The sequence below is a fragment of the Jeotgalibaca porci genome, from assembly GCF_011299095.1.
In the GTDB taxonomy this organism is placed as follows: domain Bacteria; phylum Bacillota; class Bacilli; order Lactobacillales; family Aerococcaceae; genus Jeotgalibaca; species Jeotgalibaca porci.
The window spans coordinates 1481641-1508334 of record NZ_CP049889.1; the positions used below are offsets into that span (position 1 = coordinate 1481641).

Annotated in this window: 25 protein-coding genes and 1 pseudogene; 18 read left to right on the top strand and 8 right to left on the bottom strand. The window is 41.7% G+C overall.

All coding sequences use genetic code 11. From position 1 onward, the window contains the following. The first annotated feature begins 28 nt into the window (after nt 1–28). Nucleotides 29–730 carry a hydroxyacylglutathione hydrolase gene (gloB, locus tag G7058_RS07640; protein ID WP_166062968.1) on the top strand — a complete coding sequence of 234 codons (702 nt, stop codon included), beginning with the start codon at nt 29–31 and terminating at the stop codon, nt 728–730. A gap of 185 nt (nt 731–915) precedes the next feature. Here gloB and G7058_RS07645 read toward each other — a convergent pair whose 3' ends face one another. Beyond that, nucleotides 916–2226 carry an MATE family efflux transporter gene (locus tag G7058_RS07645; RefSeq protein ID WP_166062969.1) on the bottom strand — a complete coding sequence of 437 codons (1311 nt, stop codon included), beginning with the start codon at nt 2224–2226 and terminating at the stop codon, nt 916–918. 474 nt (nt 2227–2700) lie between these two features. Between G7058_RS07645 and G7058_RS07650 the strand changes: the two are divergent. The 10 genes and pseudogenes from G7058_RS07650 to G7058_RS07695 form a co-directional block, all read left to right on the top strand. After that, a pseudogene (locus G7058_RS07650) lies at nt 2701–3081 on the top strand (acetyl-CoA C-acyltransferase); the annotation flags it as partial. A gap of 12 nt (nt 3082–3093) precedes the next feature. Next, nucleotides 3094–3954: a BKACE family enzyme gene (locus G7058_RS07655; RefSeq protein WP_166062970.1), complete on the top strand. Its 861-nt coding sequence runs from the start codon at nt 3094–3096 to the stop codon at nt 3952–3954. A 129-nt stretch (nt 3955–4083) separates the two neighbouring features. Further along, on the top strand, nt 4084–4854 hold the full coding sequence (locus G7058_RS07660; protein ID WP_166062971.1) for an ABC transporter ATP-binding protein: 771 nt from the start codon (nt 4084–4086) through the stop codon (nt 4852–4854). Then, entirely contained in the window at nt 4844–6952 is a 2109-nt protein-coding gene (locus tag G7058_RS07665; RefSeq protein WP_166062972.1) for an FtsX-like permease family protein, read from the top strand. Before G7058_RS07660 ends, G7058_RS07665 begins: the two co-directional genes overlap by 11 nt. Nucleotides 6953–6967: 15 nt before the next feature. Continuing rightward, a complete protein-coding gene (locus G7058_RS07670) occupies nt 6968–7645 on the top strand; it encodes a response regulator transcription factor (RefSeq protein ID WP_166062973.1) in 678 nt (225 codons plus the stop codon). Between the two features lie 2 nt (nt 7646–7647). After that, nucleotides 7648–8631: a sensor histidine kinase gene (locus tag G7058_RS07675; RefSeq protein WP_166062974.1), complete on the top strand. Its 984-nt coding sequence runs from the start codon at nt 7648–7650 to the stop codon at nt 8629–8631. A 58-nt stretch (nt 8632–8689) separates the two neighbouring features. Further along, nucleotides 8690–9628 (top strand): 2-keto-3-deoxygluconate permease, encoded by a 939-nt coding sequence (locus G7058_RS07680; protein WP_166062975.1) that lies wholly within the window; start codon nt 8690–8692, stop codon nt 9626–9628. 208 nt (nt 9629–9836) lie between these two features. Beyond that, nucleotides 9837–10757: a peptidase U32 family protein gene (locus G7058_RS07685; protein WP_166062976.1), complete on the top strand. Its 921-nt coding sequence runs from the start codon at nt 9837–9839 to the stop codon at nt 10755–10757. Nucleotides 10758–10775: 18 nt separating this feature from the next. Continuing rightward, complete coding sequence (locus G7058_RS07690) at nt 10776–12050, top strand: peptidase U32 family protein (protein ID WP_166062977.1); 1275 nt, start codon at nt 10776–10778, stop codon at nt 12048–12050. Between the two features lie 245 nt (nt 12051–12295). Beyond that, entirely contained in the window at nt 12296–13036 is a 741-nt protein-coding gene (locus G7058_RS07695) for an SDR family NAD(P)-dependent oxidoreductase (protein ID WP_166062978.1), read from the top strand. Between the two features lie 64 nt (nt 13037–13100). On the opposite strand, the gene G7058_RS07700 is transcribed toward G7058_RS07695, so the two are convergent. Then, the gene (locus tag G7058_RS07700) at nt 13101–14273 is read right to left on the bottom strand and encodes a uroporphyrinogen decarboxylase/cobalamine-independent methonine synthase family protein (RefSeq protein WP_166062979.1); all 1173 of its coding nucleotides are present in this window, start codon (nt 14271–14273) and stop codon (nt 13101–13103) included. 117 nt (nt 14274–14390) lie between these two features. Here G7058_RS07700 and G7058_RS07705 point away from each other — a divergent pair, with 117 nt between their 5' ends. Both G7058_RS07705 and G7058_RS07710 read left to right on the top strand, forming a co-directional pair. Then, nucleotides 14391–15293 carry a LysR family transcriptional regulator gene (locus G7058_RS07705; protein ID WP_166062980.1) on the top strand — a complete coding sequence of 301 codons (903 nt, stop codon included), beginning with the start codon at nt 14391–14393 and terminating at the stop codon, nt 15291–15293. Nucleotides 15294–15424: 131 nt separating this feature from the next. Continuing rightward, nucleotides 15425–16123 (top strand): B3/B4 domain-containing protein, encoded by a 699-nt coding sequence (locus G7058_RS07710; RefSeq protein WP_166062981.1) that lies wholly within the window; start codon nt 15425–15427, stop codon nt 16121–16123. A gap of 60 nt (nt 16124–16183) precedes the next feature. Here G7058_RS07710 and G7058_RS07715 read toward each other — a convergent pair whose 3' ends face one another. Then, on the bottom strand, nt 16184–17071 hold the full coding sequence (locus G7058_RS07715) for an RluA family pseudouridine synthase (RefSeq protein WP_166062982.1): 888 nt from the start codon (nt 17069–17071) through the stop codon (nt 16184–16186). 74 nt (nt 17072–17145) lie between these two features. Between G7058_RS07715 and G7058_RS07720 the strand changes: the two genes are divergently transcribed. The 5 genes from G7058_RS07720 (at nt 17146) to G7058_RS07740 (ending at nt 20375) form a co-directional block, all read left to right on the top strand. Further along, complete coding sequence (locus G7058_RS07720; RefSeq protein ID WP_166062983.1) at nt 17146–17616, top strand: YehS family protein; 471 nt, start codon at nt 17146–17148, stop codon at nt 17614–17616. 169 nt (nt 17617–17785) lie between these two features. After that, nucleotides 17786–18106, top strand: a complete 321-nt coding sequence (locus G7058_RS07725) for a PTS lactose/cellobiose transporter subunit IIA (protein WP_166062984.1) — start codon at nt 17786–17788, stop codon at nt 18104–18106. A gap of 2 nt (nt 18107–18108) precedes the next feature. Beyond that, nucleotides 18109–18426, top strand: a complete 318-nt coding sequence (locus G7058_RS07730) for a PTS sugar transporter subunit IIB (RefSeq protein ID WP_166062985.1) — start codon at nt 18109–18111, stop codon at nt 18424–18426. 108 nt (nt 18427–18534) lie between these two features. Then, the gene (locus G7058_RS07735) at nt 18535–19392 is read left to right on the top strand and encodes an ROK family protein (protein WP_166062986.1); all 858 of its coding nucleotides are present in this window, start codon (nt 18535–18537) and stop codon (nt 19390–19392) included. 14 nt (nt 19393–19406) lie between these two features. Beyond that, nucleotides 19407–20375 (top strand): Gfo/Idh/MocA family protein, encoded by a 969-nt coding sequence (locus G7058_RS07740; protein ID WP_166062987.1) that lies wholly within the window; start codon nt 19407–19409, stop codon nt 20373–20375. 719 nt (nt 20376–21094) lie between these two features. Here the strand turns inward: G7058_RS07740 and G7058_RS07745 are convergent. The 5 genes from G7058_RS07745 to G7058_RS11975 all read right to left on the bottom strand — a co-directional run bounded on the left by G7058_RS07745 (nt 21095) and on the right by G7058_RS11975 (nt 26572). Further along, nucleotides 21095–21808, bottom strand: coding sequence for a GntR family transcriptional regulator (locus G7058_RS07745; RefSeq protein ID WP_166062988.1), 714 nt, complete (start codon nt 21806–21808; stop codon nt 21095–21097). A gap of 127 nt (nt 21809–21935) precedes the next feature. Next, the gene (gene celB / locus G7058_RS07750; RefSeq protein WP_166062989.1) at nt 21936–23210 is read right to left on the bottom strand and encodes a PTS cellobiose transporter subunit IIC; all 1275 of its coding nucleotides are present in this window, start codon (nt 23208–23210) and stop codon (nt 21936–21938) included. 28 nt (nt 23211–23238) lie between these two features. Next, nucleotides 23239–24627, bottom strand: a complete 1389-nt coding sequence (locus tag G7058_RS07755; RefSeq protein WP_166062990.1) for a glycoside hydrolase family 1 protein — start codon at nt 24625–24627, stop codon at nt 23239–23241. Nucleotides 24628–24777: 150 nt separating this feature from the next. Beyond that, nucleotides 24778–25455, bottom strand: coding sequence for a PspA/IM30 family protein (locus tag G7058_RS07760; RefSeq protein ID WP_166062991.1), 678 nt, complete (start codon nt 25453–25455; stop codon nt 24778–24780). A 31-nt stretch (nt 25456–25486) separates the two neighbouring features. Continuing rightward, entirely contained in the window at nt 25487–26572 is a 1086-nt protein-coding gene (locus G7058_RS11975) for a hypothetical protein (protein ID WP_264372312.1), read from the bottom strand. Nucleotides 26573–26694: the final 122 nt, after the last annotated feature.

Sequence of the window (26694 nt, forward strand, 5' to 3'; positions counted from 1 at the left end):
TCAAAGATTTGCGAAGGGGGATATAAGAGTGGAAATCAATCCAGTTAAGGCATTTTCAGATAATTATATTTGGGTTATGGAAGAAGGAACAGAGGCAGTCATTGTGGATCCGGGTGAAGCGGAGGGCGTGTTGCGTTATTTGGAAGAACAAGCATTGGGTCTGACAGCGATTTTGTTGACGCATAAGCATGATGACCACATCGGCGGAGTCCGTGAAATTTTAGAAAAGTATCCTGCTACGCTTGTATATGGTCCGACTGAAACAGCGGATTTGGCGACTCAGGTGGTTAAAGAGGGCGACAGGTTTGAGTTGTTTGACAAACAAGTTAAAGTTATTAAAACAGCAGGACATACTGAAGAGCATATCAGTTTCTTAATTGAAGATGCGTTGTTCAGTGGCGATGCGCTGTTTTCAGGCGGCTGCGGCCGTGTGTTTACCGGCGATTTCGAGGCGCAATACGACGCGCTCCAAAAGTTTAATCAATTGGCAGATGGAGTTAAAGTATATGCCGGACACGAATATACGCAAACGAATCTGCGCTTTGCGATGAGCGAAACGCCAACGAATCCGGACATTCTGAGCACATTGCACGCTGTCAACGAAAGACGGGCATCTGATTTGCCAACATTGCCATCGACGATTGGAAAAGAGAAACAAATCAATCTCTTCCTCCGTGCTGAATCACTGGAAGAATTTATAGAACTCAGACAAGCGCGCGACAAATTTTAAGCACAACAGACCTGCAATGGCGGGTCTGTATTTTTTTGAGTTTTTAGTTGCGCACTCAAACTGCAAAACCCATTTGAGTGCGCGATTCAGGTAGCAAACTGCGCACTCAAACTGCAAAACCCGTTTGAGTGCGCAATTTAGACACAAAAAAACTGCCCCCATCCAGGAGCAGTCCCCACACATCTTCACACAACACGTTTTCTTCTTTCGTTCCAAAAAATCATTAAAATCCCGATCAGCGTGAGTATCTCCACAACGGTCATTGCCAGCCACACGCCCGTGAGCCCTAGTGATCGACTCAGCAATGCGACAGCAGGGTAAACGAAAACCAAGCCGCGCAATGCGGAAATAACCATGGATTTCTTTCCTTCGTTTATCGCAGCTAGATAGAAAATCATTGTGAAGTTCACACCGGTAAATAAGAATGAAGTGAAATACAAACGTACACCAGGGGTCGCCAATTTCGCTAATTCGATGTTTCCATCCCCGTTGAAAATAGCGACAATCAAATCAGGTAAAAATAAGCCGATAGCTACAAACAGCCCACCAATTATCAGCGCGGTTCTCAGTCCCAACCGCAAGACGGTATTCACAGCCTCACGATTATCTTTACCGTGATACGCACTGACCAGCGGCTGAACGCCTTGCCCGATTCCCGTGAAAATAGCCACCGCGATGATATTCATATTTGCTACAATACTGTAAGCAGAGACGCCAATATCGCCCGCCAAATCTAAAACAATTAAGTTGAAAATTAACATCACAAATGCAGAAGAAAACTCATTCAAGAAGGATGAAAATCCATTTCGTAAAGTCGCAAGAATACTGCCAAAACGCAGCCTAATCGGTTGAAATGCCAATGTACGGCGGCTGTATTTGAAATGAAAACTACAAATCATTAGACCTACTGCCGGTGAAAAGACGGTCGCAATGGCCGCACCCGTCAGTCCCATTCTCATTGGATAAATAAAGATATAATCAAAAATGATGTTAATAATTCCACCCAAAATCATCCCAATCATCGCCAAACGCGGATTGAAATCATTTCTAATAAAGGTAATAAAGACATTATTGAGAATAAATAAAGGCGTAAAGAGTGTCAAAATCGTAAAATAGCTGCGTGACATTTCGAATAGAGCAGGGGTCACACCCAAGAAACCTAAAATATCATCTACAAACATTTGACTCAATAGCGTGAATAAAATAGCAATCAAGCTCGCTGCCACAACCGTTTGCGTAAAATGATTGTTGGCCTTATCCAACATTCCCTGGCTCTTGGTAATCGCGAATTGTGTCGCGCCACCCACCCCAAACATCCAGCCCAAACCATTAATAATATTCACAACCGGCAGAACAATGTTTAACGCTGCCAGTCCCTGCGCACCGACACCATTTGCAATAAAAAAGGTGTCAGCCAAAATGAACAGAGATTGGCCGACCATACTCATAATACTGAACGTGACAAATTGATAAAATTCCCGATGGATTGTCCGCATAGAAAATGCCTCCTTCTTTTTGAATATAAAAAAAGCGCCCCTTTTTGTTTGCTTCAATGGCCTACGCAAACAAAAATAGCACGCAACATATTTTCCGGCGAAAATATACGGTTTTTTATCAAATAGTTTAGCACACATTAGATAGTAGAATCTTTCCCCTAAAGATTTCTCATCAAAAACTAATCGTGTAAGTGCTTGCCATAATAATTAGAGCATGTTAATTTACGTATGTAAAGCGGTTCCTTCATGTGAAGTTTATATGAAACAATTAAATATAGTTGAGGTTTCGGAGTTTGACGAACAAAGCGTGCTTTGTTTGATCGTTTCGAAGCGATCAACAAGGGTCATCTTATCGATGAATTAGAAAACAGCCATTCTAATCTTAAATCGTTAATTATAAGACCGGGTTAATGAATGCGGACCATTCTCTTTTAAAAGAGAGTGCTCCCAAAGTATTCATTTGACAATAAAGGTGTACGTGTTATTGCACAAGCAGCTGCTGGTGTAGAACCGACAACGATGGGTGAAGGGCCAATTCCAGCTACAGAAAAAGCACTTAAAAAAGCAGGCTTAACAATCGAAGATATCGATGTTATTGAACTAAACGAAGCATTTGCGGCACAATCACTGGCATTCTTCAAAGCCTTTGATTTACCGTATGATTCAGAAAAAGTAAATCCTAATGGTGGTGCAATTGCCCTCGGACATCCGATTGGTGCAACAGGTGCAATCTTGATGACCAAGTTGATGCATGAGTTAGAAAGAACGGGTAAGCGTTACGGTTTAGTTACACGATGTATCGCTGGTGGATTGGGAATTGCAACAATTGTAGAGAACATAGCTGCGACAGAGTAGAGAGATGATGAAATGGAAGCCGAAAATAAAACAATAATCACCGCTGCCCTTACCGGATCACAGGGTAATAAAAGGAAAAATCCTTATACACCTGTGACTTGCGATGAAATCATTGCAGATGCCTACGAATGCTATTTGCATGGAGCAGCAATTGTCCATATCCATGTAAAAGCAGATGATGGAATCGAGCGGGAAATTAATAACGATAAATTCCAGTATATTAAAGAAGGAATTCAAAGCAAGTGCGATTTGATTATAAACTTTACGACTTCTGGCGAATACAATCATTTCGAAGGTATGGATTTAATTGGAACAGCAGACGCCCATCAAGAAAAACGGCTGCGTATTCTAGATGTAGAACCTGATATTGCAACCTATGATATTCCGACACTGAATTTTGGAGAACGTATTTTTATGAATCCTTTGCCTTTTTTACGCAAGTTGGGTGTGGAAATGCAAGCCCAGAAGATTAAGCCCGAAGTAGAAGTCTACAGCGTAGGAGATATCGCATTAGCGGAGAAACTAATGGCTGAGGGAGTTCTGGAACAGGATGCTTTCTTCCAAATTTGTTTAGGGATTAGTGGCGGAACACCTGCGACGGTCAAGAATTTACTTGCGATGCAGGAAGCTTTGCCACAAGGTATTAATTGGAGCGCATTCGGAGTAGGTATTCATCATTTACCTATTTTATATACGACATTGGCTTTAGGCGGACATGTCCGCGTAGGGCTGGAAGATAATCGTTACTATAAAAAAGGTGAATTGACTACTAATAGTGAGTTGGTGAAATGTGCGGCCAGAATCATTCACGAGTTTGGCAATACGGTTGCAACACCGGATGATGCGCGTGCCATATTAGGTATAACAAGATAAAGCTAAGAGAGTGGGACTGTAAAAAGTCTCGCTCTTTTTTTGCTCTCTTCCTTACAAATACTGTAAGTGTTTTTTGAACGGCATCTGTCGTATAGTTAAGGTGACAAAGAGAGTACGGAGGAGAAAGCGATGAGTAAACTATTACAAGTAGATAATGTAGAGAAAGTGTATGACAGTGAAGGGTTGCCAACACAGGCTTTGGCAGGCATCAGTTTTGATGTGTTGGAAGGAGAGTTCTTGGGAATTATGGGGCCGAGCGGTTCTGGGAAAACGACATTATTGAACTGTATCGCAACAATTATTAAGCCAACATCCGGGCAGATTTTATTGGAAGGTGAAAGCATCAGCGCCTTTAACAGTAAAAACCTGGCAGCGTACCGTGGTAATCGTATCGGCTATTTATTTCAAGATTTTGAGCTCCTCGATAATCTGACAGGGCGTGAAAATATCATGTTGCCGTTGTCGATTCATGGGGAGTCCGTTGCAACAGCGGAGAAAAAAATAACGGAGATAGCGAATTATCTGAATATAACCGATGTGCTGGATAAATTTCCGGCGCAAATGTCGGGTGGGCAAAAACAACGGGTCGCTGCTGCACGCAGTCTTGTTCCGGAGCCAGCGATAATTTTGGCAGATGAGCCGACCGGTGCTCTGGACACACGCTCGGCACGCACGTTGATGGAAAAATTAAAAGGAATCAATGAAGAGAAAGGACGAAATATTTTAATGGTGACGCATGATGCCAATGCTGCCAGCTTTTGTTCGCGTATTTTGTTTATCCAGGACGGTGTCATTTTCCATGAATTGCGTTACCAGGAAAATGAATCGCGCGAAGCATTTTATGACCGGATCTTGCAAGTAATGGCACAGCTCGGAGGAGGAAGTGCAAATGTTCTTTAATCTCGTTTTTCGAAATGCAAAGCGCAGTCGCAAAGAAAATCTGATTTATTTTGCGACCTTGGTAACGGCCGTGACTTCTTTTTACTTGATTCTCTCGTTAGAAAATCAGGGTGTCATTCTCTATTTGAAAGATTTTGAGAGTGAAGCGGTAGACCGTTTATTTAGCCTCATGCCTATTTTATATGGTTTTGCGTTGTTTCTGTTGTTCTTCTTGGTGCTCTTTGCGAATCGGTATCAATTGGATCGTCGGAGTAAAGAGTTCGGCATGTATTTGATGATGGGGATGTCACAAGTCAGATTGTTCCTTTTATTGCTGGCTGAGAGTGTTTTGACGTCGTTATTGGCACTTGGAATCGGGATTGGGCTCGGATCTTTATTGGCGGAAATAATCAGTTTGGCAACTTCGCGACTGATTGGGCAAGGGATTATCGGCCACGAATCCAGTTTTTCCTTATTGGCTGTGGGGTATACGATTCTTGGTTTTTTAGCAATTCAAATAGTGGCCTTATTGATTTTAGCAGGCTCACTTTCTAATCGGGAGTTGGACCGGTTGTTATATGGACAAACGGCGAAGAAACAAAACATGGGAAAAACTAAAAATAATTGGGTAACTTTTACAAGTGGGGTGCTTTTTTTACTAGGAGCTTACTTCTTAATCATTCGTTACTTTTGGTTAGTGAATATTCCGATGATTGCTTTGGCTGTTGTACTCGGGATAATCGGAACTATTCTGGTCATTCGTGGAACCGCACGCCTCTTAAATGCGTTTGCTTTACGCGATAGAAACGCGAAAGGGCTGAAGAATTTTACAATTCGTCAACTTCAGGAAAATATTGCGAACCGTGCGACGGCTATTACCGTTTCGTCTATTCTGATGATGTTCTCGCTGATTCTATTGGCAGAGGGCGGTTCGACAATTATGAGTGCTACTGAGCAACTCGATCGAGATGCTGCTGTTTATGATTTCACATTGCAAGGAGATAACCCAGCCATTCAGTCATTCCTGACTTCAGCGGAGATGACGCCTTATGTATCACATTTGAATCCCTTAGAGTTAGCATATATGGACCAAGACGTTTCCTTTGAGTGGGAGGAGCTGCGTCAACTCATTGTGGCGCGCTTGCCTGAAGGAATGGCGGATCCCACCATCGAAAGTCCGGATTCCTACAGTATTACGGAAGACCAATCCGCTGCGGAAAATCTATTATGGATACTGGCGGGGCGCATGGGCGGCTATCTGATTCGAGAATCGAACTATAACCGTTTGTTGGAAGCAGCCGGTGAAGAACCCATTCAGTTGAAGGAAAATGAACTGGCGGTTTATATGAACTCAGATTATGGCTTCGGCGCGCAACCGTTGTTGGAAGAAATCATAAAGGAAAGCGCTACGGAACAGACCGCGATGGGAGAAATCGCGGGCGAACCTTTTTATTTGGTTCCTGGATTGCCGATGAAAGATTTGGTGACGGATCGCAGTATTACGATTATGAGTGGTTTGGTAGTGCCGGATGCTTTTTTTGAAGCTTATACGAAACCGAATAGTCGAGAAATCTATTGGAATTTCACGATGCCCGAAGCAATTATTGCTGAAAAAGGGTTGATGGTACCGATGAAGGAAGCCAGCGAATTGATTTCTAAAAAGGGGTTTACGTTCGAGAGTTACCTCCAAAACTTTGGTCGCCAACTGTTCTATATTATTGCCGGCAGTTACACGATGCTATATTTATCCTTCTTGTTCTTAATCATAGGCTGTACTGTTTTGGCGTTACACTTTTTGACGCAATTCAAGCAAACGATGCGTCGCTATCAGACACTAGCATTTCTTGGTGCCAAACGCGAACAAATGCGCCAGTCGATTCGCAAACAAATTACGTGGTACTTCCTGTTTCCGCTGGTACCGGCATTAATCAGTGGCACAGTGGGTATCATTGCTATGAAGACTTACATTCGTTTTAATGTTGAGTTTTTACCATCTATTATGAAAATGTTACCTTTTGTTTTCCTAATGATATCCGTGTTTCTTCTGATACAATATATATATGCAAAGGCAGTTTATAAAACTTCAACGCGTGAGTTGGAACAACTAAACTTTAAATAGAAGCGAGGTGCTAAAGTGACTAAAATTGCCGTTATCGAAGACGATGAAATGTTGCAGGAAGAGCTAGTTCATCTGCTTCAAAAAGAAGATTACGAGACGGTAGCCATCACTGATTTTGAAGGGGATATTTTGTCTCAATTAGCTGCTTTAGCACCTGATTTGGTATTATTGGATATTAATTTACCGAATCAATCGGGGTTTGAAATTTGTCGTGGGGCTAAGAATAAAGGTCTCGCACCGGTTTTGATTCTCACGTCGCGCAATCGTTTGAGTGATGAGCTGCATGCATTGGATCTTGGTGCCGATGATTATTTAACCAAACCTTTTCATAAGGAAAAACTAATGGCGCGCGTTCGTAATCTATTAAGACGAACAGAGAGTGGACCGCGTTTGTTGGATGGTGGGGAGTTTCAAATTGACCCGCAAACGTTTGTCGTTTACTGGGAGCAGAAAGCAATCGTCTTACCGCCCAATGAAGGGAGAATCCTCGTGACATTGGTAGAAATGCAAGACCAAATTGTCACGAAAGAAAGATTGAGTGAGAAGCTATGGGGAACATCGGAGTTTATCGACGAGAATGCGTTGCAGGTAAATATTACGCGCTTACGCAAAACGATGCGACAGTTGGGCATGGATCATCTAATTGAAACGGTTCGTGGACAAGGCTACTACTTAAAGAAAAGGCAGGGATAAGAATGAAACGATTTTTCCAACATCTTTATGATGCACGCGTTTGGATAATAAGTCAGTTCATCTTAACTGCCTTTTTTATCTTTTTAGCTTGGCTGGCCTATCCTGAAACATTTACAGTGTTGATTTTAGTGATGGTTTTGATGAGTGGATTGTTGCTACTCGTTCCGATTGGTTATTTGATGCGTAAGGAAAAAGTAGTGCAAAAGGCTTTTCGTATATTCCTGGCAGAGCCAGAGTTGGAAAACGAGCAATATTTGGCTCGCTTTGTGTCCAAAAGCAATAGCAAATTAATCCAACAACTAGGCGAAACCTTGCGGGAAAAGGAAGACCGACTGACTCAACAGAACTTGGAAGTTTCTGACTATGAAACATATATTGAAGAGTGGGTACACGAAATAAAAAAACCGCTCTCCTTATTGACTTTGATTTTAGATAACCGCAGTGATGAAATGTCCGCATTGGTTCGGCAACGCACAACGCATGCCCGGAATGAAATTCAAAATGATGTCGAAAAGATTCTTTATTTTTCGCGGTTGCGAACCGTTCACCGTGACTATTTATTTGAACGGGTAGCGTTACGTGCGGTTTTTGAAGAAGCAATCGCTGAAAACGCGTCATTAATAGCAGAAAGTGACTTAACGATAAGCATTGAAGGGAACGATATAAGTGTCACTTCGGATCGTCGGAGTTTATTGTTTATTTTGGCACAGCTTATTCATAACAGTGCGAAATATGCCGGCAAGGGTGCTCACTTGTCGGTGAGGATTGAAGAGAAGGAAGCAATTATTGTGACTTTCCATGATAATGGGCCGGGTATTTCGGCGCGGGATTTGCCTTTTATATTTGATAAAGGCTTTACTGGTGGGAGAGCGAAAGCGACCGGGATGGGTTTATATTTAGCTCAGCGAATCGCTACGGATTTGAATATTCAACTCGTAGCGGAGACCGAGGAAGGCTTGCGCATGTCCTTGGTTATCCCAAAATAATCTTGAATAAATAACTTTTGAGGAATATGATAATAGCAAATAAATAAGAGGTGATGAAATGATTAACTTTATGAGAAGGGTACCAGCAGGCACGTTCCTGATTCCGATGGTTGTGTCGATGGTAATCTATTCTTTTTGGCCAAGCTTATTTAAGATTGGAGGACCGACAGAAGCCTTCTTCTCAAGTATGGGAACAAATTATATTATTGGACTACTCGTTTTTGCTTCGGGAACAACGGTAGACCTACACAAAATTGGGAAATTATTAAAGCATCAAGGTGCACTAGTTGTATTTAAAATTGTATTATCAATTATTTATTCTTTCGTGTTTCTGTACTTTTTCGGATTGGAAGGTATTTGGGGTATTTCAGGGCTAGGCTTCGTTGCGGTTATCATGTCAATCAATCCAGCGATTAACTTGTCCATCACGGATACATATGGTGAAAAAGACGATGCAGCTATTTATCCTTTTGCGGTGATTCCGTCGTTGCCGGCCATTCCTTTAATTATTATGAGTGTTTATATTTCTGGTGGCTTGGGCGAGGTTGACTGGACACCGGTTATTTCCGTTTTCTTCCCATTGATTGTAGGGATTATCTTCGGGAACGTTGATAAAGAAATGGGTAAAATATTCGGGGCAGCGATGCCTGCTTCACTTATTTTACTCGGTTGGTTGTTGGGACAAAACATGAATATGTTTGAAGCAATCAAGTCAGGCGTTTCCGGTGTGATTGTCACAGTTATATTTATGGCTTTGACAATGCCGTTGATGGACTTTTTCGAAACGAAAATTCTGCATTACGAAGGCTACTCCGGTATTGCTTTGAGTACAGTAGCGGGTGTCACCACGGCTGTTCCGGCTATTGTGGCGGTTGCTTTACCGCAAGTAAGTGAATATGTTGTTTCAGCTACCGCTCAAATTTTGACAGCGACTATTATCACGAATGTATTTGCGCCGATTATCGTTAGAAAGTTATATGGAAAAAGACATCACTAAGAACCAGAATCGAATAAAAGAGGGGCCGTGAATTATTTTCGGTCCCTCTATTATTTTTTCTAACGAAAAGCGTGCAAAGGTTAATCAAAAACAACCGACTCTTGCACACTTTCAGCCTAAATCTGTTCGCATAAACTAAAATAACAATTGTGATTTACACTACAAAGCGATAAGATAGAAGCACTGAATAATGAAAGAAGGTTGAAAGATGATTGAGTTGATTGCAACAACTGAATCGCTGGAACAAGGCATAAAACTCCTTGATAATGGTGCAGATTGCGTCGTTACGGGAGAAGAGATTTTTGGCTTGCGCCTGCCGGGTTATTTGACAGACGAGGAAATAGGCAAGTTGATAAAACATGCACATGCGAACGGGAAACAAGTTGTTGTCGCGGCGAATGCCATTTTACATAACGACAAAATTGCGTTGGCGCGCGATTACTTAAAACGGATGAAGGCACTGAAGGTCGATAAACTTCTCGTGGGTGACACAGGCCTGATTCAAATTATGAAAGACCCTGAACTTTATATCCCGTATATTTACGATGCTTCCGTTTTGACAACGAGCAGTGGACAAGTGAATTTCTGGAAAAAATATGGTGCGATTGCGGCTCTAGTTGCCCGCGAAGTACCTTATGTTGAGTTGGAACATTTGGTTTCCAAAGCAGAACTTCCAGTTGTGACACAAGTTTATGGTGCCCAGTGCATCCAACAAAGCAAACGAAATTTATTGGACAATTATTTTAATTTTATTGGAAAAGAACCTCTAAACTTTGAAGAACGTCACCTTTTCATTTCCGAACCCGGAAAAGATGAAACGCACTATTCTATTTACCAAGATTCGCATGGGACACATGTTTTTGCGAACAACGACATACATTTAATGGAACAATTACCACTTTTGTATGAAATAAATGCGAAAAAATGGTACCTCGACGGCCTTTATACACCGGGCGAAGATTTCGTAACGGTAGTGAAGGCGTATGATCAGGCTCGCCGTCATCTGAAAATGAATAAATGGGATAATAAAATTATCTCGCCATTGGATGAAGCAGTGAAGAAGGCGCACCCCGCTAACCGCGAGATGGATACGGGCTTCTTCCTCTATACAGCGGACAAAGTACAATAGAAAAGGGGACATCTGAAAATGACGAAACAAATGAAACGTCCCGAACTGCTGGCACCTGCCGGGACACTTGAAAAATTAAAAACGGCCATTCATTACGGTGCGGATGCTGTCTATATTGGCGGAGACGCATATGGTCTACGTAGTCGAGCTGGGAATTTCTCGTTCGAAGAAATGGCTGAAGGCGTGGCATTTGCACACGAACGCGGCGCAAAAGTATATGTCGCAGCGAACATGGTAACGCACGAAAACAATGAAATCGGCGCGGGTGAATTTTTCCGGACGATCCGGGATATTGGGATTGATGCAATTATTGTCTCTGACCCTGCGCTTATGCAGATTGCGGCAATGGATGCACCGGGATTAGAAATCCATTTATCAACACAACAATCAGCAGTAAACTATGAAACTTTGAATTTTTGGCAAGAAGCTGGTTTGACACGTTGTGTATTGGGACGGGAAGTCTCTATGGCAGAAGTGGCTGAAATCCGCCAAAATACGACCGTCGAAATCGAAGCATTTATCCACGGCGCCATGTGTATTGCCTACTCTGGACGTTGTGTGCTTTCTAATCACATGTCTAACCGCGATGCGAATCGTGGCGGTTGTTCGCAATCTTGTCGTTGGAAATATGGTTTATTTGACCTGCCAACAGCGGGGAATCGTGAATTGGTCGGAAAAGGCGAAGAAGACGAAGATATCGACGAAGCATTTTCGATGAGTGCCGTTGACCTATCGATGATTGAGCACATCCCGGATATCGTTGAGAACGGCATCGATTCGTTGAAAATTGAAGGGCGAATGAAATCCATTCACTACGTTTCAACGGTCGTGAATGTATACCGTAAAGCGATTGACAGCTATTTAGAAGATCCAGAAAATTACGAACTGCAACAAGACTGGGTCGATGAATTGTGGAAAGTGGCGCAACGCGAGCTGGCGACTGGTTTCTTCTACGGTGCACCAACGGAAAATGAGCAATTGTTCGGCGAGCGTCGTCGTTTGCCGCGTTATAAATTCGTTGGTCAAGTGTTAGCATATGATCCAGAAACGCAAATGGCAACTATCCAACAACGCAACAAGTTTAAAGTGGGCGACACTGTTGAATTTTACGGACCGGGCATGCGCCATCATATGGAAACGATTGAAGAGATTTGGGACGAGGTCGGTGAAAATATCGACGCAGCACCACATGCGATGCAAGTGATTACGATGAAAGTGTCACAGCCGGTAAAACCGCAAGACATGATTCGTAAATCTTTAGAACGTACACGCCGGAAAGCTGTTCAAAAATAATTAACCTGAATAAGAAGAGGCATCCCGAGTCGGGGTGTCTCTTTAAGTATGCATAAACCGATAGTCTGCACAACTTCAGCCTTTGGAGCCATAGTTGTGCAGACTATTGTAAGAAGTCTGCACAAGTTTAGCCTTTAGCGCCGTAGTTGTGCAGACTATTCGTTTCTATCAAGAAAGTGGATTGTTTGGAAAGCTTTCCAGAGACCTCTATAATAAAAGAACAGACAAAGGAGAGGATGAAAGTAATGAGTAAATTACAAGATCGTGTCGCCTTAGTGTATGGAGGAACGTCAGGTTTGGGCGAAGCTAGCGCGAAGAAGTTTGCCGCAGAGGGTGCAAAAGTCGCTATTGCCGGTCGTTCAGAAGAAGATGGGAATAGAATTGTCGAAGAAATCACTGCAAAAGGTGGCGAGGCTATTTTTGTGAGCGTTGATTTGATGGATGTCGCGCAAATTAAAGCGAGTGTTCAAACAGTCGTTGATACATACGGAACGATTGATATTCTATATAATGGTGCAGGTATTTTGGACAAGTATGAAAATGTGATAGATACAGATGAAGACACCTTTGATAGTTTAATCGCCTTGAATGTGAAAGCACCATTTATGGCGACAAAAGAAGTCATGCCGATTTTTGTGGAAAAGGGATCAGGAACAGTTATTAACGTTGGTTCACAAGCAACGCGTTTTGCTGGAGTAGGCGGGACGGCTTATGTCACAACAAAACATGCAATAGAAGGATTTACTAAACAACTTGCATATGACTTTGGGCCAAAAGGTATCAAAGCAAACTTATTGGCGCCGGGCTTCATCGAAACACCGATGACAGACGGATTAGAAGAAGCGCGCTTGAAGGAAATCCCCGATCAACGTGCGGGTAAGGCGGAAGAAATTGGCAACTTGGCGTTATTCTTGGCTTCTGATGATTCAAATTATATGAACGGCGCAACGGTCTTGATGGATGGTGGTTGGACAGTAGGGCGTTAAGCTAACATAAATAACTCAAAGAGGAGTTCGTTGACGGTCAAACGTCACGAACTCCTCTTTAAGTTTATTCGCCCCAAAATGCTAAGGCAATAGCTTGTCCTTGTTTGATTTTTGCCCATTGTTGCTCAGAGGAAAGCTCGTTTCCGCAGTCACAAGATGCAAATCCACATTGATGGGAAAGGAATAATTTATCCTTGTCCACATACTGGGTTGCTTCCTCTAGTTGAGCCAATACTTCTTTTTCGTCCGCCAAAGTTGTGGTTTTGCTGGATAGGAAACCAAGCACAACTTCTGTGTTAGGTTTATTTTCGAATACTTTTAAAGCATCGAGTCCGCCCGCACGAGAATCATCCCACTCGAGATAGAAACGGTCGTAGTTTTGACGCTCTAGGAAAAATTTCGCCACTTCGCCATAAGAACCAGCCATGGCGTTACGAGAAGCATAGTTGCCGCGGCAGTTATGCGTATAAACGGTCAAACCTACCGCATGGGCAGCGTCGATTGCAGCATTGTTCAAATTGATGAAACTAAGGGCAATACCTTCAATCTCTTCTTCAGTCATAGCGGGATTATTGTGGAAACCAGTTGGATTATCTTTGGCAAAAAGAGACCACACGCAGTCGTCTAGTTGAATGGTTTTACCTCCAACAGCAGCGAATTGTTCGAAGAACTGGGTATAAGCAACCTTCATCCCTTCCGCTAACTCAGCCGGAGTCGCATAAACATTGCTGAAAGATTCTGGACGACCTGTCAGCTCTCCGTACAGATGTCCAGGAGAAGGAATCGTTAATTTTACTTCAACATTGTCGGGCGTTAATTCACGCGTGCGCACATAGTGGGCGATAAAAGGGTGTTTTTTGCTAGTTAGTGGCGCAGTGATTTCAATTCCGATGTCCTTGCGTGTTTCGAAATTGTAGTCCGTCGTATGGGAATGCGCTTCTTCCTGGAAGAAATAGCCATGATCTGCGATAAAACGGCGGACTCCTTCAAATCCCCAGAAAAAGTCTAAATGCCATAACGAACGTGAGAACTCGCCATCGGTAATTTCTGGTAAACCGGCTTCAATTTGTTCTGCCACGATTTGATTGACAGCTTGCTCTTCTGTCTCACGGTAACCTTTGAAGTCTTCGTAAAAAGGGTAAGTAATATCATCGCGGTGTTCAATTTTTTCTTTATATTCTAATAAGTCAGCAGGTCTTAAAAATGAACCAACAGTCAAAAAGCGTTTAGATGTCATGTAATCTCTCCTTGTTTTGTTTTCGTTCTCTCATTGTATTATAATAAACTTACCATTGATAATACTTATAAAGAGTCGCTATCCATAGTAAAAAACTATGAATAAGAGGAGGAGCCTATGAATATCCGCCATCTACACTACCTTGTGCGAGTCGTGGAGAAGGGGTCTATTACCCAAGCCGCCAAGGAACTCTATATTTCGCAGCCGTCATTATCCAATGCGATTACTAAATTAGAGAAAGAAATGAATATTCAAATACTTAATCGCAGTGCAAAAGGCATTATTTTGACCAAGGATGGTGAAGAATTTCTTGCCTACGCTAACCAAGTTTTGGAGCAAGTCGAACTTATGAATCGGCGTTATAAGAATCAAGAATCGCCCAAACGCATTTTTAGTGTTGCAGCGCATCATTATTCTTTCGTAGTTGAAGCCTTTGTGAAATTATTAAAAGAAATCGACGCGGAACGCTATCAAGCCAATCTGAATGAAGGACGAACCCACGATATTATCGAGGAAGTGGCAAATCTTAAGAGTGAGATTGGCGTCCTGTACCGTAGTCGCTATAATCACCGGGTCATCACGACAAAACTCGAGGAGCAACATTTAACCTTCCATCCATTGAAAACAGCACATCCGCATCTTTTTGTCTTTAAAAAACACCCTTTGGTCAATCGGCAATCTGTTACATTGGCGGATTTAGAGCCTTATCCCAAGCTTAGTTTCGAACAAGGTAAATACAATTCCTTTTACTACTGGGAAGAAGTATTAGCCGATCATCCCTCACCAAAATCCATTATTGTGACGGATCGTGCTACCTTATTTAATTTAGCAATTGGTCTAAATGGCTACACCATCAGTTCCGGAAATTTGAATAAAGAATTAAATGGTGAGGATATCGTCGCTGTTCCTTTAGAAACGGATGAAGAGATTGAAATCGGCTATATTACTAACGATTTCCATACCTTGAGCGTAACAGCGATACGCTACATCGAATTGTTAAGGATGAGCTTGACTGATTAGCAAAAAGAGTAGACGGAGGCGACGTCTACAATGCAGATATTCGGATATAGGATCTACTTGGCTAGTATAGGTTGTTTGGATAATATGCTACACTATACTTGATAAGGCTTACATTAAAAGGAGGTTTAACGATGCAATTTAAAGTATCACCCAGTTTCTGGGAAGTATTTCCTGAAGGAGAAATCAGTGTTCTCGTACTAAAAGGGATTAATAATAACCCAGGGAATACGGATTTTTCAAAGATGTTGGAAGAGGCAAAAATGGCGAGTAAGCAATACCTGACAGAGGATGTATTCTCGCAAAATGCTGTTGTTCAAACGTGGCGGGATGCGTACAAAAAATTCAAAACGAAAAAGGGTGCCCGTTCATCCATTGAGGCGCTTTTGAAACGGGTTGATCAGGACCGGACATTCACGCCGATTAATCCGTTGGTAGACATTTACAACAGTGTCTCCTTGACGTATGCCGTTCCTTGCGGTGGTGAGGATTTGGATACGATGAAAGGTGATATGATTCTTGGGAAAGCACAGGGTGGCGAAAGCTTTCGTGCACTGGGCGACGAGGCGGATTCACCTGCTTTGCCCGAAGAAATTATTTACTATGATGAAGAAGGGGCGATTTGTCGGTCGCTGAACTGGCGTGACGCGCAACGCACCATGCTGACGGAAAAAACCACGCATGCGATTCTCCTGATGGAAGCAGTCGACGCGGACATGATTCCCAAAACAAGAGAAGCCATGCAGGCACTCCAAGAACGTTGCGAAGTGTATTTTGGTGTAAAAGGAAATCGTTTTGAAGTAACGGTTTCAAACCCCACGATTGAAATCTAACGAAAAACCGGCAATCAGAGACTTAAAAAATCTCTGATTGCCGGTTACTTTTTTAATCTGTTATTTTGTTTGTGTCATAAATTCTTTGGGTACTTTAGAAGTATAACGTTCTAATTTCCCAGTTGTTGGATGAATAAAGGCTAGTGTCGTCGCATGCAGGCCTAAACGTTTTAGAGGATTACGCAACGCACCATATTTTTTATCGCCGGCGACAGGATGTCCCAATGATTCCATATGGACGCGGATTTGATTCTTGCGGCCTGTTTCCAGTTCCACTTCCAATAAAGAAAAATCTTTGTTATTACGTACTTTTTTCCAATGAGTAACGGCATATTTTCCGCCATTATCATAGTTATAAGAATGGACTTTCATCGCTTTACTTTCCATTAACCAAGACTTAATGGTTCCTTCTGCTTCCGCGACTTCACCTTCGACAAGCGCCGTATAAATACGTTCCTTGACGATTGTATGCCAATCCTGTTGCAAAGCCTCTTTCATGGCTTCAGTTTTCGCATAGAGCATCACACCTGATGTATCACGGTCTAATCGATGTACAATAAAAATGCGATTGTTTTTATTGGTTTCTTTTACATACTGCGTTAATTGACGATACGCTGTCATTTCCGCCTGGCTGCGGTCTCCCATTGAGAGGACGCCGGCATCTTTATGAATAACGATGATAGAATCATCTTCATGGAGGATACGAATGCCTTTGAGAGCTGTTTTAATCATTGCTGTCTTGTTATTCATGACACTGACCGTTTGACCGATAGCTAGCGGGTGGTTATGCTGGGTTACTTTTTTGCCGTCGACTGCAACTTGGCCGCGCGTCAAAATAGCTTTAACGGCATTACGACTTAAATGGGCATGCGTTTCAATCAGAAATGGTAAAAGGGTTGTTGGTTCGGTAATTTGATAATCCGTTACACCTGTTTTAATAGAAATCACTCTTTCTTCTTATGTTGTCACTGTAGTATAGCAGAAAATTTGTTATAATATGAGAGAAATGGAAGGTGCTAAATATGGATAATAATGATCGATTAACACGTTTACGTTATGCGTTGAATATTAAAGATAATGATATGGTAGAAATTTTTCGTTTGGGCGGTGCAACCGTAACAAAAAAACAGGTACGTGCCATGACAAAGCGCGATGAAGAGGGCGTTTATGAAAAGGAATTGGCTGACGAAACATTTGAGCGTTTCTTGAACGGAATGATTACGTCGCAAAGAGGCGTACAAGAAGGCGCACCTGAGCCAAAATTCGAACTTCACCACGGAAATGCTAATAACTTACTGTTGAAAAAAGTGAAAATTGCACTCTCGCTAACAGGAGACGATATGTTAGAAATTTTGGATAGCGTCGAAGCACGTATTTCAAAAAGTGAGTTAGGTGCCGTCTTACGAAAAGAAGGGCATCGGAATTATAAAGAATGTGGCGATCGCTATGTCAGAAACTTCTTAAAAGGTTTGGCACTTAGATACCGCGGATAAGAACGAAAAGGTACTTCCTCGTCTTGAGGAAGTGTTTTTTTGAGAAATGCGTATTAAATGGAATGTAAGTGTTTTAATTTGTAAAAATATATGTTATTATAGGGTTGTGATACGAAAAGGCTAATCATAAAATAATGTATGTCTATACAAATTAAAAGGGAGTAAGACAATGTCAGAACCTAAAAATCTTGAAGTAATTATGCAACTTATTATGCACGGTGGCGACGCAAAAGGAAAAGCAATCGAAGCGATTGAAGCTGCCAAAGCGGGCGATTTTGAATCCGCTAACAACAAGCTGAAAGAATCTGAGCAAGCATTAGTGGAAGCGCATCATTCGCAAACAGGATTATTGACGCAAGAAGCTTCTGGAGAAGCTGTTGAAGTATCCTTACTAATGATTCATGGACAAGACCATTTAATGACAGCAATAGCATTTAAAGACTTAGCAAAAGAAATAATTGAAGTATATAAAAGAATGGAGAGTAAATAATTATGGCTGATAAAACAATCATGTTAGTATGTGCATCTGGAATGAGTACAAGTTTGTTGGTATCTAAAATGAAAAAAGCAGCAGAAGAAAAAGGCGTAGACGCTGAAATCTTTGCTGTATCAGCTTCTGATGCAGATGCAAACTTGGCAAGCAAAAATATCGACATCCTTTTACTTGGACCTCAAGTTAAATATATGCACAAACAATTCGAAGAAAAGTTAGCAGGTTCATCAACGAAACTTGACGTCATCAATATGCAAGATTACGGCATGATGAAGGGCGAAAAAGTTCTAACTGAAGCCTTGGAAAAATTAAACTAAGAAGTATAAAACAAGAGGAGTTGGAGCAGAAACGCTCTAGCTCTTTTTTTGAATCTCAGATCTTTCACGTTATAATAAATGAAACAACCAAAGATAAGGAGTGGAAAAATGTTAGTAGGCGCAATTGAAGCTGGCGGAACAAAATTTGTTTGTGCAATCGGAGATAAGGAAAACCAAGTTATTGAACGGGTTTCCTTTCCAACCACGACTCCGGAAGAGACATTGGCACATGTCTTTGCATTTTTTGATAAATATGAAGTTGAAGCAATCGGGATTGGATCATTTGGACCGATTGAAGTAAATGAGGCTTCTGGAAAGTATGGCTACATCCTTTCCACACCAAAGTTAGCTTGGAAAAATTTTGATTTTATTGGAGCGATGAAAGCCCGCTATCATGTACCGATGGGCTGGACGACGGACGTAAACGCGGCTGCGTTAGGAGAGTCTATATTTGGAGCGGCTAAAGGATTGACGAATATGTTGTATCTGACAGTCGGAACGGGCGTCGGTGGCGGTGCGATTGTTGACGGCCGTATTCTGGAAGGTATTGGTCATCCAGAAATGGGACATCTCTTAGTAAAACCGCATGAGCATGACCACTATGCGGGCTTTTGTCCGTACCATGGCAACTGTTTGGAAGGGATGGCGGCAGGTCCGTCAATCGATGGCCGTCTGGGAGTAGCAGGTAAAGATGTCGATCCAGACAATGCCGTTTGGGATTATATCGCTTATTACTTAGGTCAAGCAATTGTGGCGTATACGGTTATTTTACGTCCGGAGCGCATTGTTTTAGGAGGTGGTGTTATGAAGGTACCAGGTCTTTTAAACAAAGTGAAACGGAGTTTTGAAACACTATTAGGTGATTACGTGCCTGTACCTGCATCCGATTCATACTTAGTACTGCCTGGATTGGAAGACGACGCCGGTATCACCGGTGCACTTATTTTAGCGAATCAACAACTATAAAAGGGGCGAAGACTGTGAAGAAATTAAATTGGGTCATTTTAGGAACCGGAACAATTGCTAACTCATTCGCTAAAGCCTTCGAAGCAGAGAAGGCGACGCTTTACGGAGCGGCATCTCGTAATGAAGAAAAAGCACAGGGCTTTTGCGAGCAGTATGCGATTCCTAATTATTTTGGATCCTACGAAGAAGCCTTAAATGATGCAAATGTGGATGTGGTATATATTGCTGTTCCGCATAATCATCACTACGAATTAATAAAAGCCGCTCTCCATGCAGGTAAACACGTCCTGTGTGAAAAAGTGATTACTATAAATGGCAAACAACTGCAAGAAATCATGGCGTTAGCTAAAGAAAAACAACTCTATGTGGCGGAAGCCATGACGATTTTTAATATGCCGCTGTATCGGAAATTAAAAGAATGGATTCAAGAAAATGATTTGGGTCCACTTAAAATGATTCAAGCGTCATTTGGCAGCTTTAAAGAAACAGACCCATCTGTTTACTATTTCAACAAAGAGTTGGCAGGCGGGGCTTTGTTCGATATCGGAACCTATGCCTTGTCGTTCGTCCGTTATTTCTTGAGCAGCACGCCTACAGAAATTTTAACTATGGGAAATCTACATGAGTCAGGCGTGGATGAAACATCGGCCATTATCTTACGGAATAAAGAGCAGGAAATGGCAACTGTTTCCTTAACATTCCGTGCGAAAATGCCGAAACAGGGGATTGTTGCTTTTGAAAAAGGCTTCTTTACAATTATGGATTATCCGCGTGCTACGGAAGCGACTTTTACTAGTTACGATGGCAAACAGCAGACCATTAAAGCAGGTGATTCCGCTGAGGCACTGAATTATGAAGTTGCGAATGTTACCGAGATGATTCTCGCGAAAAAAGAAAATCATACCCTGACATTGACCGCAGACGTTGTAGAAATAATGGACGTCGCCAGAAAAGACTGGGGACTCGTTTATCCGTTTGAATAGAAGTAAGAGAGTGGGAAAAAAGGCGTTTAGATCCAAAACTTCTAAACGCATATCCTATCCGTAAGCTACTAAAGTAGACAGTTAAATAAACAAAATAGTTTGTGGGGCTGGGAAAAAGTCACTTTTTTATAATCTGAGTAATTAAAAAACCGTCATATCAAGGGTTATTCTTCCTAGATATGACGGTTTTTTCTAATTTAGCTAGTTATTTCCCAGTTCCTTTTAGACTTTATATATGAAGAAATGAATCGCTGACAGCTTTACAATCAGTTGGTGGCCGGAATTCCCAGTCGAACTCGCTGTAAATAGCTTTACAATCAGTTGGTCTCTGGAATTCCCAGTCGAACTCGATGTAAACAGCTTTACAATCAGTTGGTGGCCGAATTTCCTAGTTGAACTCGATGTAAACAGCTTTACAATCAGTTAGTCGACGGATTTTCTGTCCCAACTGATTATAAAAAGTAGGTTCCTCGGTATTTACCCTGTGCTATGAAGTTAGCCTTTAAAACATTGCTGAATCTTTGTTTGGCACATGAGTTTCCACACCATTCATACAGAGAACTGACGGTCAATTTCATATTTGGAAATAAACGCTGGTATTCCCCGGCCGCAGGGCATTTCCGTCTCATCTCGAATAACTTAAAAAATGGTTACAAAAAAAGGAAGCACCCATCCAACAGATGCATGCTCCCTTTCTATAGTTATTAAGTCCCTTACTTTTACTGTTTAATAATATCGGTAATAGTATACGCACGCGTGTCGTAACGACTGCGTGAGGTTGAATACTCAAATGGCGTACCATTTGTCAGATAAACAACTTGTTCGACTTCCAGAATCGGTGTACTCTCCGTGCAGTTCAGTTCAAGTAAATCCAATTCATTAGGCAGATCCGCATGAATCTTACGATAAGCACCGCCGATTTTGAGTCCCAATGTCTGTTGGATATATTCGTAAATAGAAGCGTAGATGGTTTCTTCCGTTAATTGCTGAACTAAACCAGCTACAAAGTAAGTCTCTTCCAAAATATACGGTTTGTTATCAATAATTCGTAGACGTTTAATATGGTAAACAGGGTCATTTTCCTCAATCATCAACAAAGATTGTAGTTCTTTAGATGGGAAAACAATATCAAAGAGAATAATTTTACTCTCTACTTTTTTGTTTGGGAATTGTTTTGAAAGACCAGTATAGTCGTCAATTTTTGAGTCGCTGGTATTCCATAGAGCACTTTTAAGGACGAAGGTTCCGACGCCTCTTTTACGGAAAACGAGACCTTCCATTGCAATGATATCGATGGCTTTCTTTAGGGTCATGCGGCTAACATTAAATTCTTTTGATAATGCGATTTGATCCGGTAACATTTCACCTTCAGCATATTCGCTTTCGGCAATGCGGCGTCTGAGTTCATTTGCTATTTCTTCATATTTATTCAAGTATATCCCCCCAAGAGACAGAGTATGTTTGCTCTATTATACAATAATGTCTATACTTAGTAAAACAATGTCTACAAAAAAAGGACAACTGATATAATAGTCAGTTGTCCTTTTTTGAAATGAGTAATTATTCTGCTTCGAAAGCCAAGTTTACTTTGTCTTGTGCTTTCAAGAATGGGAACCAGATTGCTGCTACAATAGCAACGTCGATTAATTGAAGAACCCCACCCATGATTGAGTTTGTTGCCATCATACCACTGAAGAACAAAGGCATTGTCCAAGGAACAATAACACCTGTTGTTGCAGGGAAGATACCTGAATACATCATGAAGTAGTTGAATGTTGTAACAACAAGCGGTGTTAATACCCAAGGAATAACAACTGCTGCATTCAATACGATTGGAAGACCAAAGATAACAGGCTCGTTAACGTTGAAAAGACCAGGTCCAATAGCTAGACGACCGATTTCTTTCATTTGTTTACTCTTCATTACGAATGCCATCAAGATAACAACCATCAAAGTCATACCAGTACCACCAAGGCTTACTGTAAAAGTATCCATGAATGATTTAGTAATAATATGTGGCAAATCTTGACCTGATTCAAATGCAGTCAAGTTTTCCAATGCAAGTGCTTGCCAGATTGGCTCCATAACGGAGTTGATGATAACTTGACCGTGTAAACCAAAGAACCAAAGCATTTGAGTTAATAGAAGAGCTAGCAATGTTGCAGGCAAGCTACTTCCTAAACCAGTAAGTGGTTGTTGGATAAACTTGTAGATAACGTCATGCAAGTTTGTAGAGAAAGCGCCACTTACGAAAGCATTAACCAATGTAAATACTGACAATGTCGCAATAGCAGGGATTAATGATGTAAATGAACGAGATACAGCATCAGGAACACCTTCAGGCATTTTGATTACGATACCTTTTTTCTTAACGCGTGTGTAGATTTCAGCAGCTAGGAAAGCAGCAAGCATACCGATGAACATACCTTTTGCACCAAGACGGTCTGATGTAAGAACGCCACCGACTTCTACGCCATCAGCAGTAGTAAGGTTGAAAGGAGTTAAGATTAAGAAGGAAGCAAGTGAGACAACCCCACCGAATACGCCGTCTTCATCATAGGATTTTGTTAAATAATAACCGATACCAAATGCAATAAATAGTGTCATGATGGACATTGTTGCGTTTTGACCGTTTCCGAACAAACCGTTTAATGTACCTTTAAGATCGTCGCTGAAAAATGGCAAGTTGTTTAATACGACAACGATGGAACCAAACATCGTCAATGGGAAAGCAAGCATAAATGCATCACGTAATACTGTTAAGTAACGGTTAGAGCCTAATTTTGCTGCTAACGGAGTTAATTTCTCCGCTAGTTTATCAATGAAATTATTCATTTTTTTATTTCCTTTCTCATTTTAGAAATTAGAAGCCGTTATTATCTGCGACTTCTTTAAACCAATGGCCGCTCTTTTTGATGGTACGTTTTTTGTTGTTGTCTAAATCGACGGAAACAAAACCGTATCTGTTTTTGTATGCGTTTGTCCAAGACCAGTTATCCATGCATGTCCACATATGGTATCCCTTAACATTGCAACCTTCTTCAATTGCTTTGTGTACATATGACAAGTGATCTTTCAGGAATTCAATGCGGTAATCATCTTCAATCATGCCATCAGCATTAATGAAACGACCTTCGCCTTCTACACCCATTCCGTTTTCGGAAATGAAACATGGAATATTTCCATAGTTATCGCGTACGTTTATCAAGCAATCATAAATCCCTTTTTCGTAGATTTCCCAACCACGATATGGATTCATTTTACGTTCTGGCCAAATGTAGTTATCGAAGTAATCATCTGGCATAGGTTTGTCAGACAGTCTTTCAGTACTTTCCTTTTTCTTGATACGGCGTGGTTGGTAGTAGTTAATACCTAATAAGTCCACAGTGTTGTTTTTAATAATCTCTAATTCTTCAGCCGTATATTCAGGTAAGTAATCCAGTTCTTTCAATAATTCGACCAAATCTTCAGGGAACTCACCGCGTAGGGCAGGGTCCAAGAATGAACGGTTGAAAAATGCATCAGCAAGTTTTGCAGCTTTCACATCTTCCGGATCATTCTCATCACGTGGGTAACTTGGTGTTAGATTCAACACGATACCAATTTGTCCGCCGAGATTCATTTCGTGATACGCTTGAATAGCTTTCGCACTTGCTAGGCTTTCATGATAAGCAACTTGCACTGCTTTTTTCATGTCCACAATACTTGGGTAGTGGAATTTGTATAAATAACCACCTTCAACCGGTACGATTGGTTCATTGTTCGTGAACCATTTGTTAACACGGTCACCAAATAATTCAAAACACTTACGTGCGTAGGCAACGTATGCTTCTACAACTTCTTTGCTTTCCCATCCTCCTTTCTCTTGTAGTGCTAAGGGCATATCAAAGTGGTAAAGATTAAGGAATGGTTCAATATCGTTCGCAATCAATTCATCAATGTAAGCATTGTAGAATGCAACTGCCTCGGGGTTTACTTCACCTGAACCATCAGGAATCAAACGGCTCCATTGAATGGATGTCCGTAGTGAGTTATGACCAGTTTGTTTCATTAAAGCAATATCTTCTTTGTAACGGTTGTAGACATCTGAAGTTTCACCAGGTCCAACTTGATCGAAGAATAGCTCCGGGCTTTCTTCATACCAGTGATCCCAAATACTCTTTCCTTTACCGTCACCGTCAACTGTTCCTTCTGTTTGCGGTCCGCTTATTGCAGAACCCCACCAGAAGTCAGCTGGAAATTTGTAATTCATCTAAGCAACTCCTTTACTTTGTCTATACATACTTTCATAATGAATTATACATTTGCGCAAAGATTATTGCAAGCGATTTCTTTAAAAATATTTAAATAAAAAAGGAAGGGCTGGACGAATTGTCCTGGCCCTTCCTAAATGGGGAATTGCTTACATACCTAAATCTTTTTTCAATCTTTCTAATTCGTCTTCAACAGCTGCAGAAGTTTGAGAAGCGTATTTTTCTTCCAAAGCTTTTGCGCTGTCAACTGGTTCAGAGTTCAACTCAGACATTGCGTTTGCTTCATCCAACATACGATTTGCTTTGTCCTCCATACGTTTGAATGAACCCATTGCACTTTCAGAACGTGTCACGTTTTCAGAAACATCGTTCAGTTTTTCTTGTGCTTTGGCAACAGACATCTTACCTTTAATCATTGAACGACGTTGACGAAGTGTTTCAATATCTTTCGCTAACTTGTCATGCATCTGACGCATCTTCACTGCATTTTCGTGTGCAGAAGCATAGCTCGTTGCGAGACCAGCTCCAACACTTTCGATTTCTTGTTTCTTAGAGAGGAAAATACGGGCATCATCTTCGTTGCCAGCTTCTAAAGCTTTCTTAGCAAGTTCGTTGTATTTATTAACTTCGGCCTCGTTTTGGTCTACTTCGCGTTTGGCACGTGTTTCTTCTGCCATTACACCAGCAGTATTTTGTTTAACCTCTGCTAAATCTTCCATCATATCACGGAGATATTGATCAATCATTTTTTCCGGGTCTTCCATGCGATCGATCACAGCATTTACATTTGCACTGATAATATCTGAAAAGCGTCCTAAAATTGACATAATTCGTTTCCTCCTAAAATATTTCATTTTATTATTCTTTATCCTCGTATTTCTTTGCTAAGTCGTCGGCCGGGGAATCTGTACCAAATGTATCAATTGGTGTATTCAGGATATCCGCAGTCCGTTTTGCTTCGATTGCTTCTTGTTCTTTGCGTTTCCGCCACCATAGGAATAAAATACCTGCCAAGCCGACAAGTCCTACTATAATTAAGACTGGAATCCAAGGTGATGTGGTTACTTCCATCATCCGATCAGCTGCGTCTTTGAATGAACGACTGAAGAACTGTTCGTCGGTCAAACTTTTGTCGTAGTAGTTTCGATCAATGTAATCTAGTAAGATTGTTCCTGCTTCGGCATCAATGACTTGCTTGGCCTGTGTACCGGTCACATAATAGGTAATGTATTCATTTGGTACACCTTCATAGAAGACAAACAGGAGATGAGCTTCATCTGTAAATAAATCATCGTACAAATCATTTGCAAATGTCTCAACTTCTGCCATGCTGGCTCTTTCAGAACCGTTAATTTCCTCTGTAATATACAAATGAGGTTGCACACCGGTTTCGTTATAAAAATGTCTTAAACCATCTGTTAATTGCCCATCATTTGTAATCCAGCCTGCTTCATCGGTGAAATAGGCTGTTTCTTTAACTGCACCTGAAGGGAGCGCTTCTCTTTCAATTGTTGAAGGAGCTACAGAATTACTACCGCCTGAACTGCCATTACCGACATTAGCCAAGAAGATAAAGACTGCCATTAATACAATAAGAACGAGTGCCGCTGTTCCGCAACCTGGTGCACAGCCGCTGCCGCCACCACCGCCACCACCGCCTGGATAATTTGGCCCGCGATTTGAATAATGTCTTCGTCCTGTATTTACAAAGATTGGACCAGTTCGAATGGGTCTCCCCCATGAACTGCCGCCACCCCAGGAACTTCCACCACGATTGCTACCAGAGCCGCCACCGAATGAGCCACCGCCGCGACCACCTGAACTACTGCGACCGCCACCCCCACGGCTACCACCGAACGAGCCACCGCCGCCACGGAAACCACCGCCACCGCCAAACGAGCCGCCGCCACCGCCGCGACCACCGCCTCCTCCTCCTCTACCCATGGGCATCCCTCTTTCTCTCATTTTTCATTCAAGATAACTTTCATATCTTCAATATATCACATGCGTTTCTCAGGTGCAATTTTGAACCCATTAAAACATAAAAGGGCTTACAAAGTGTTATT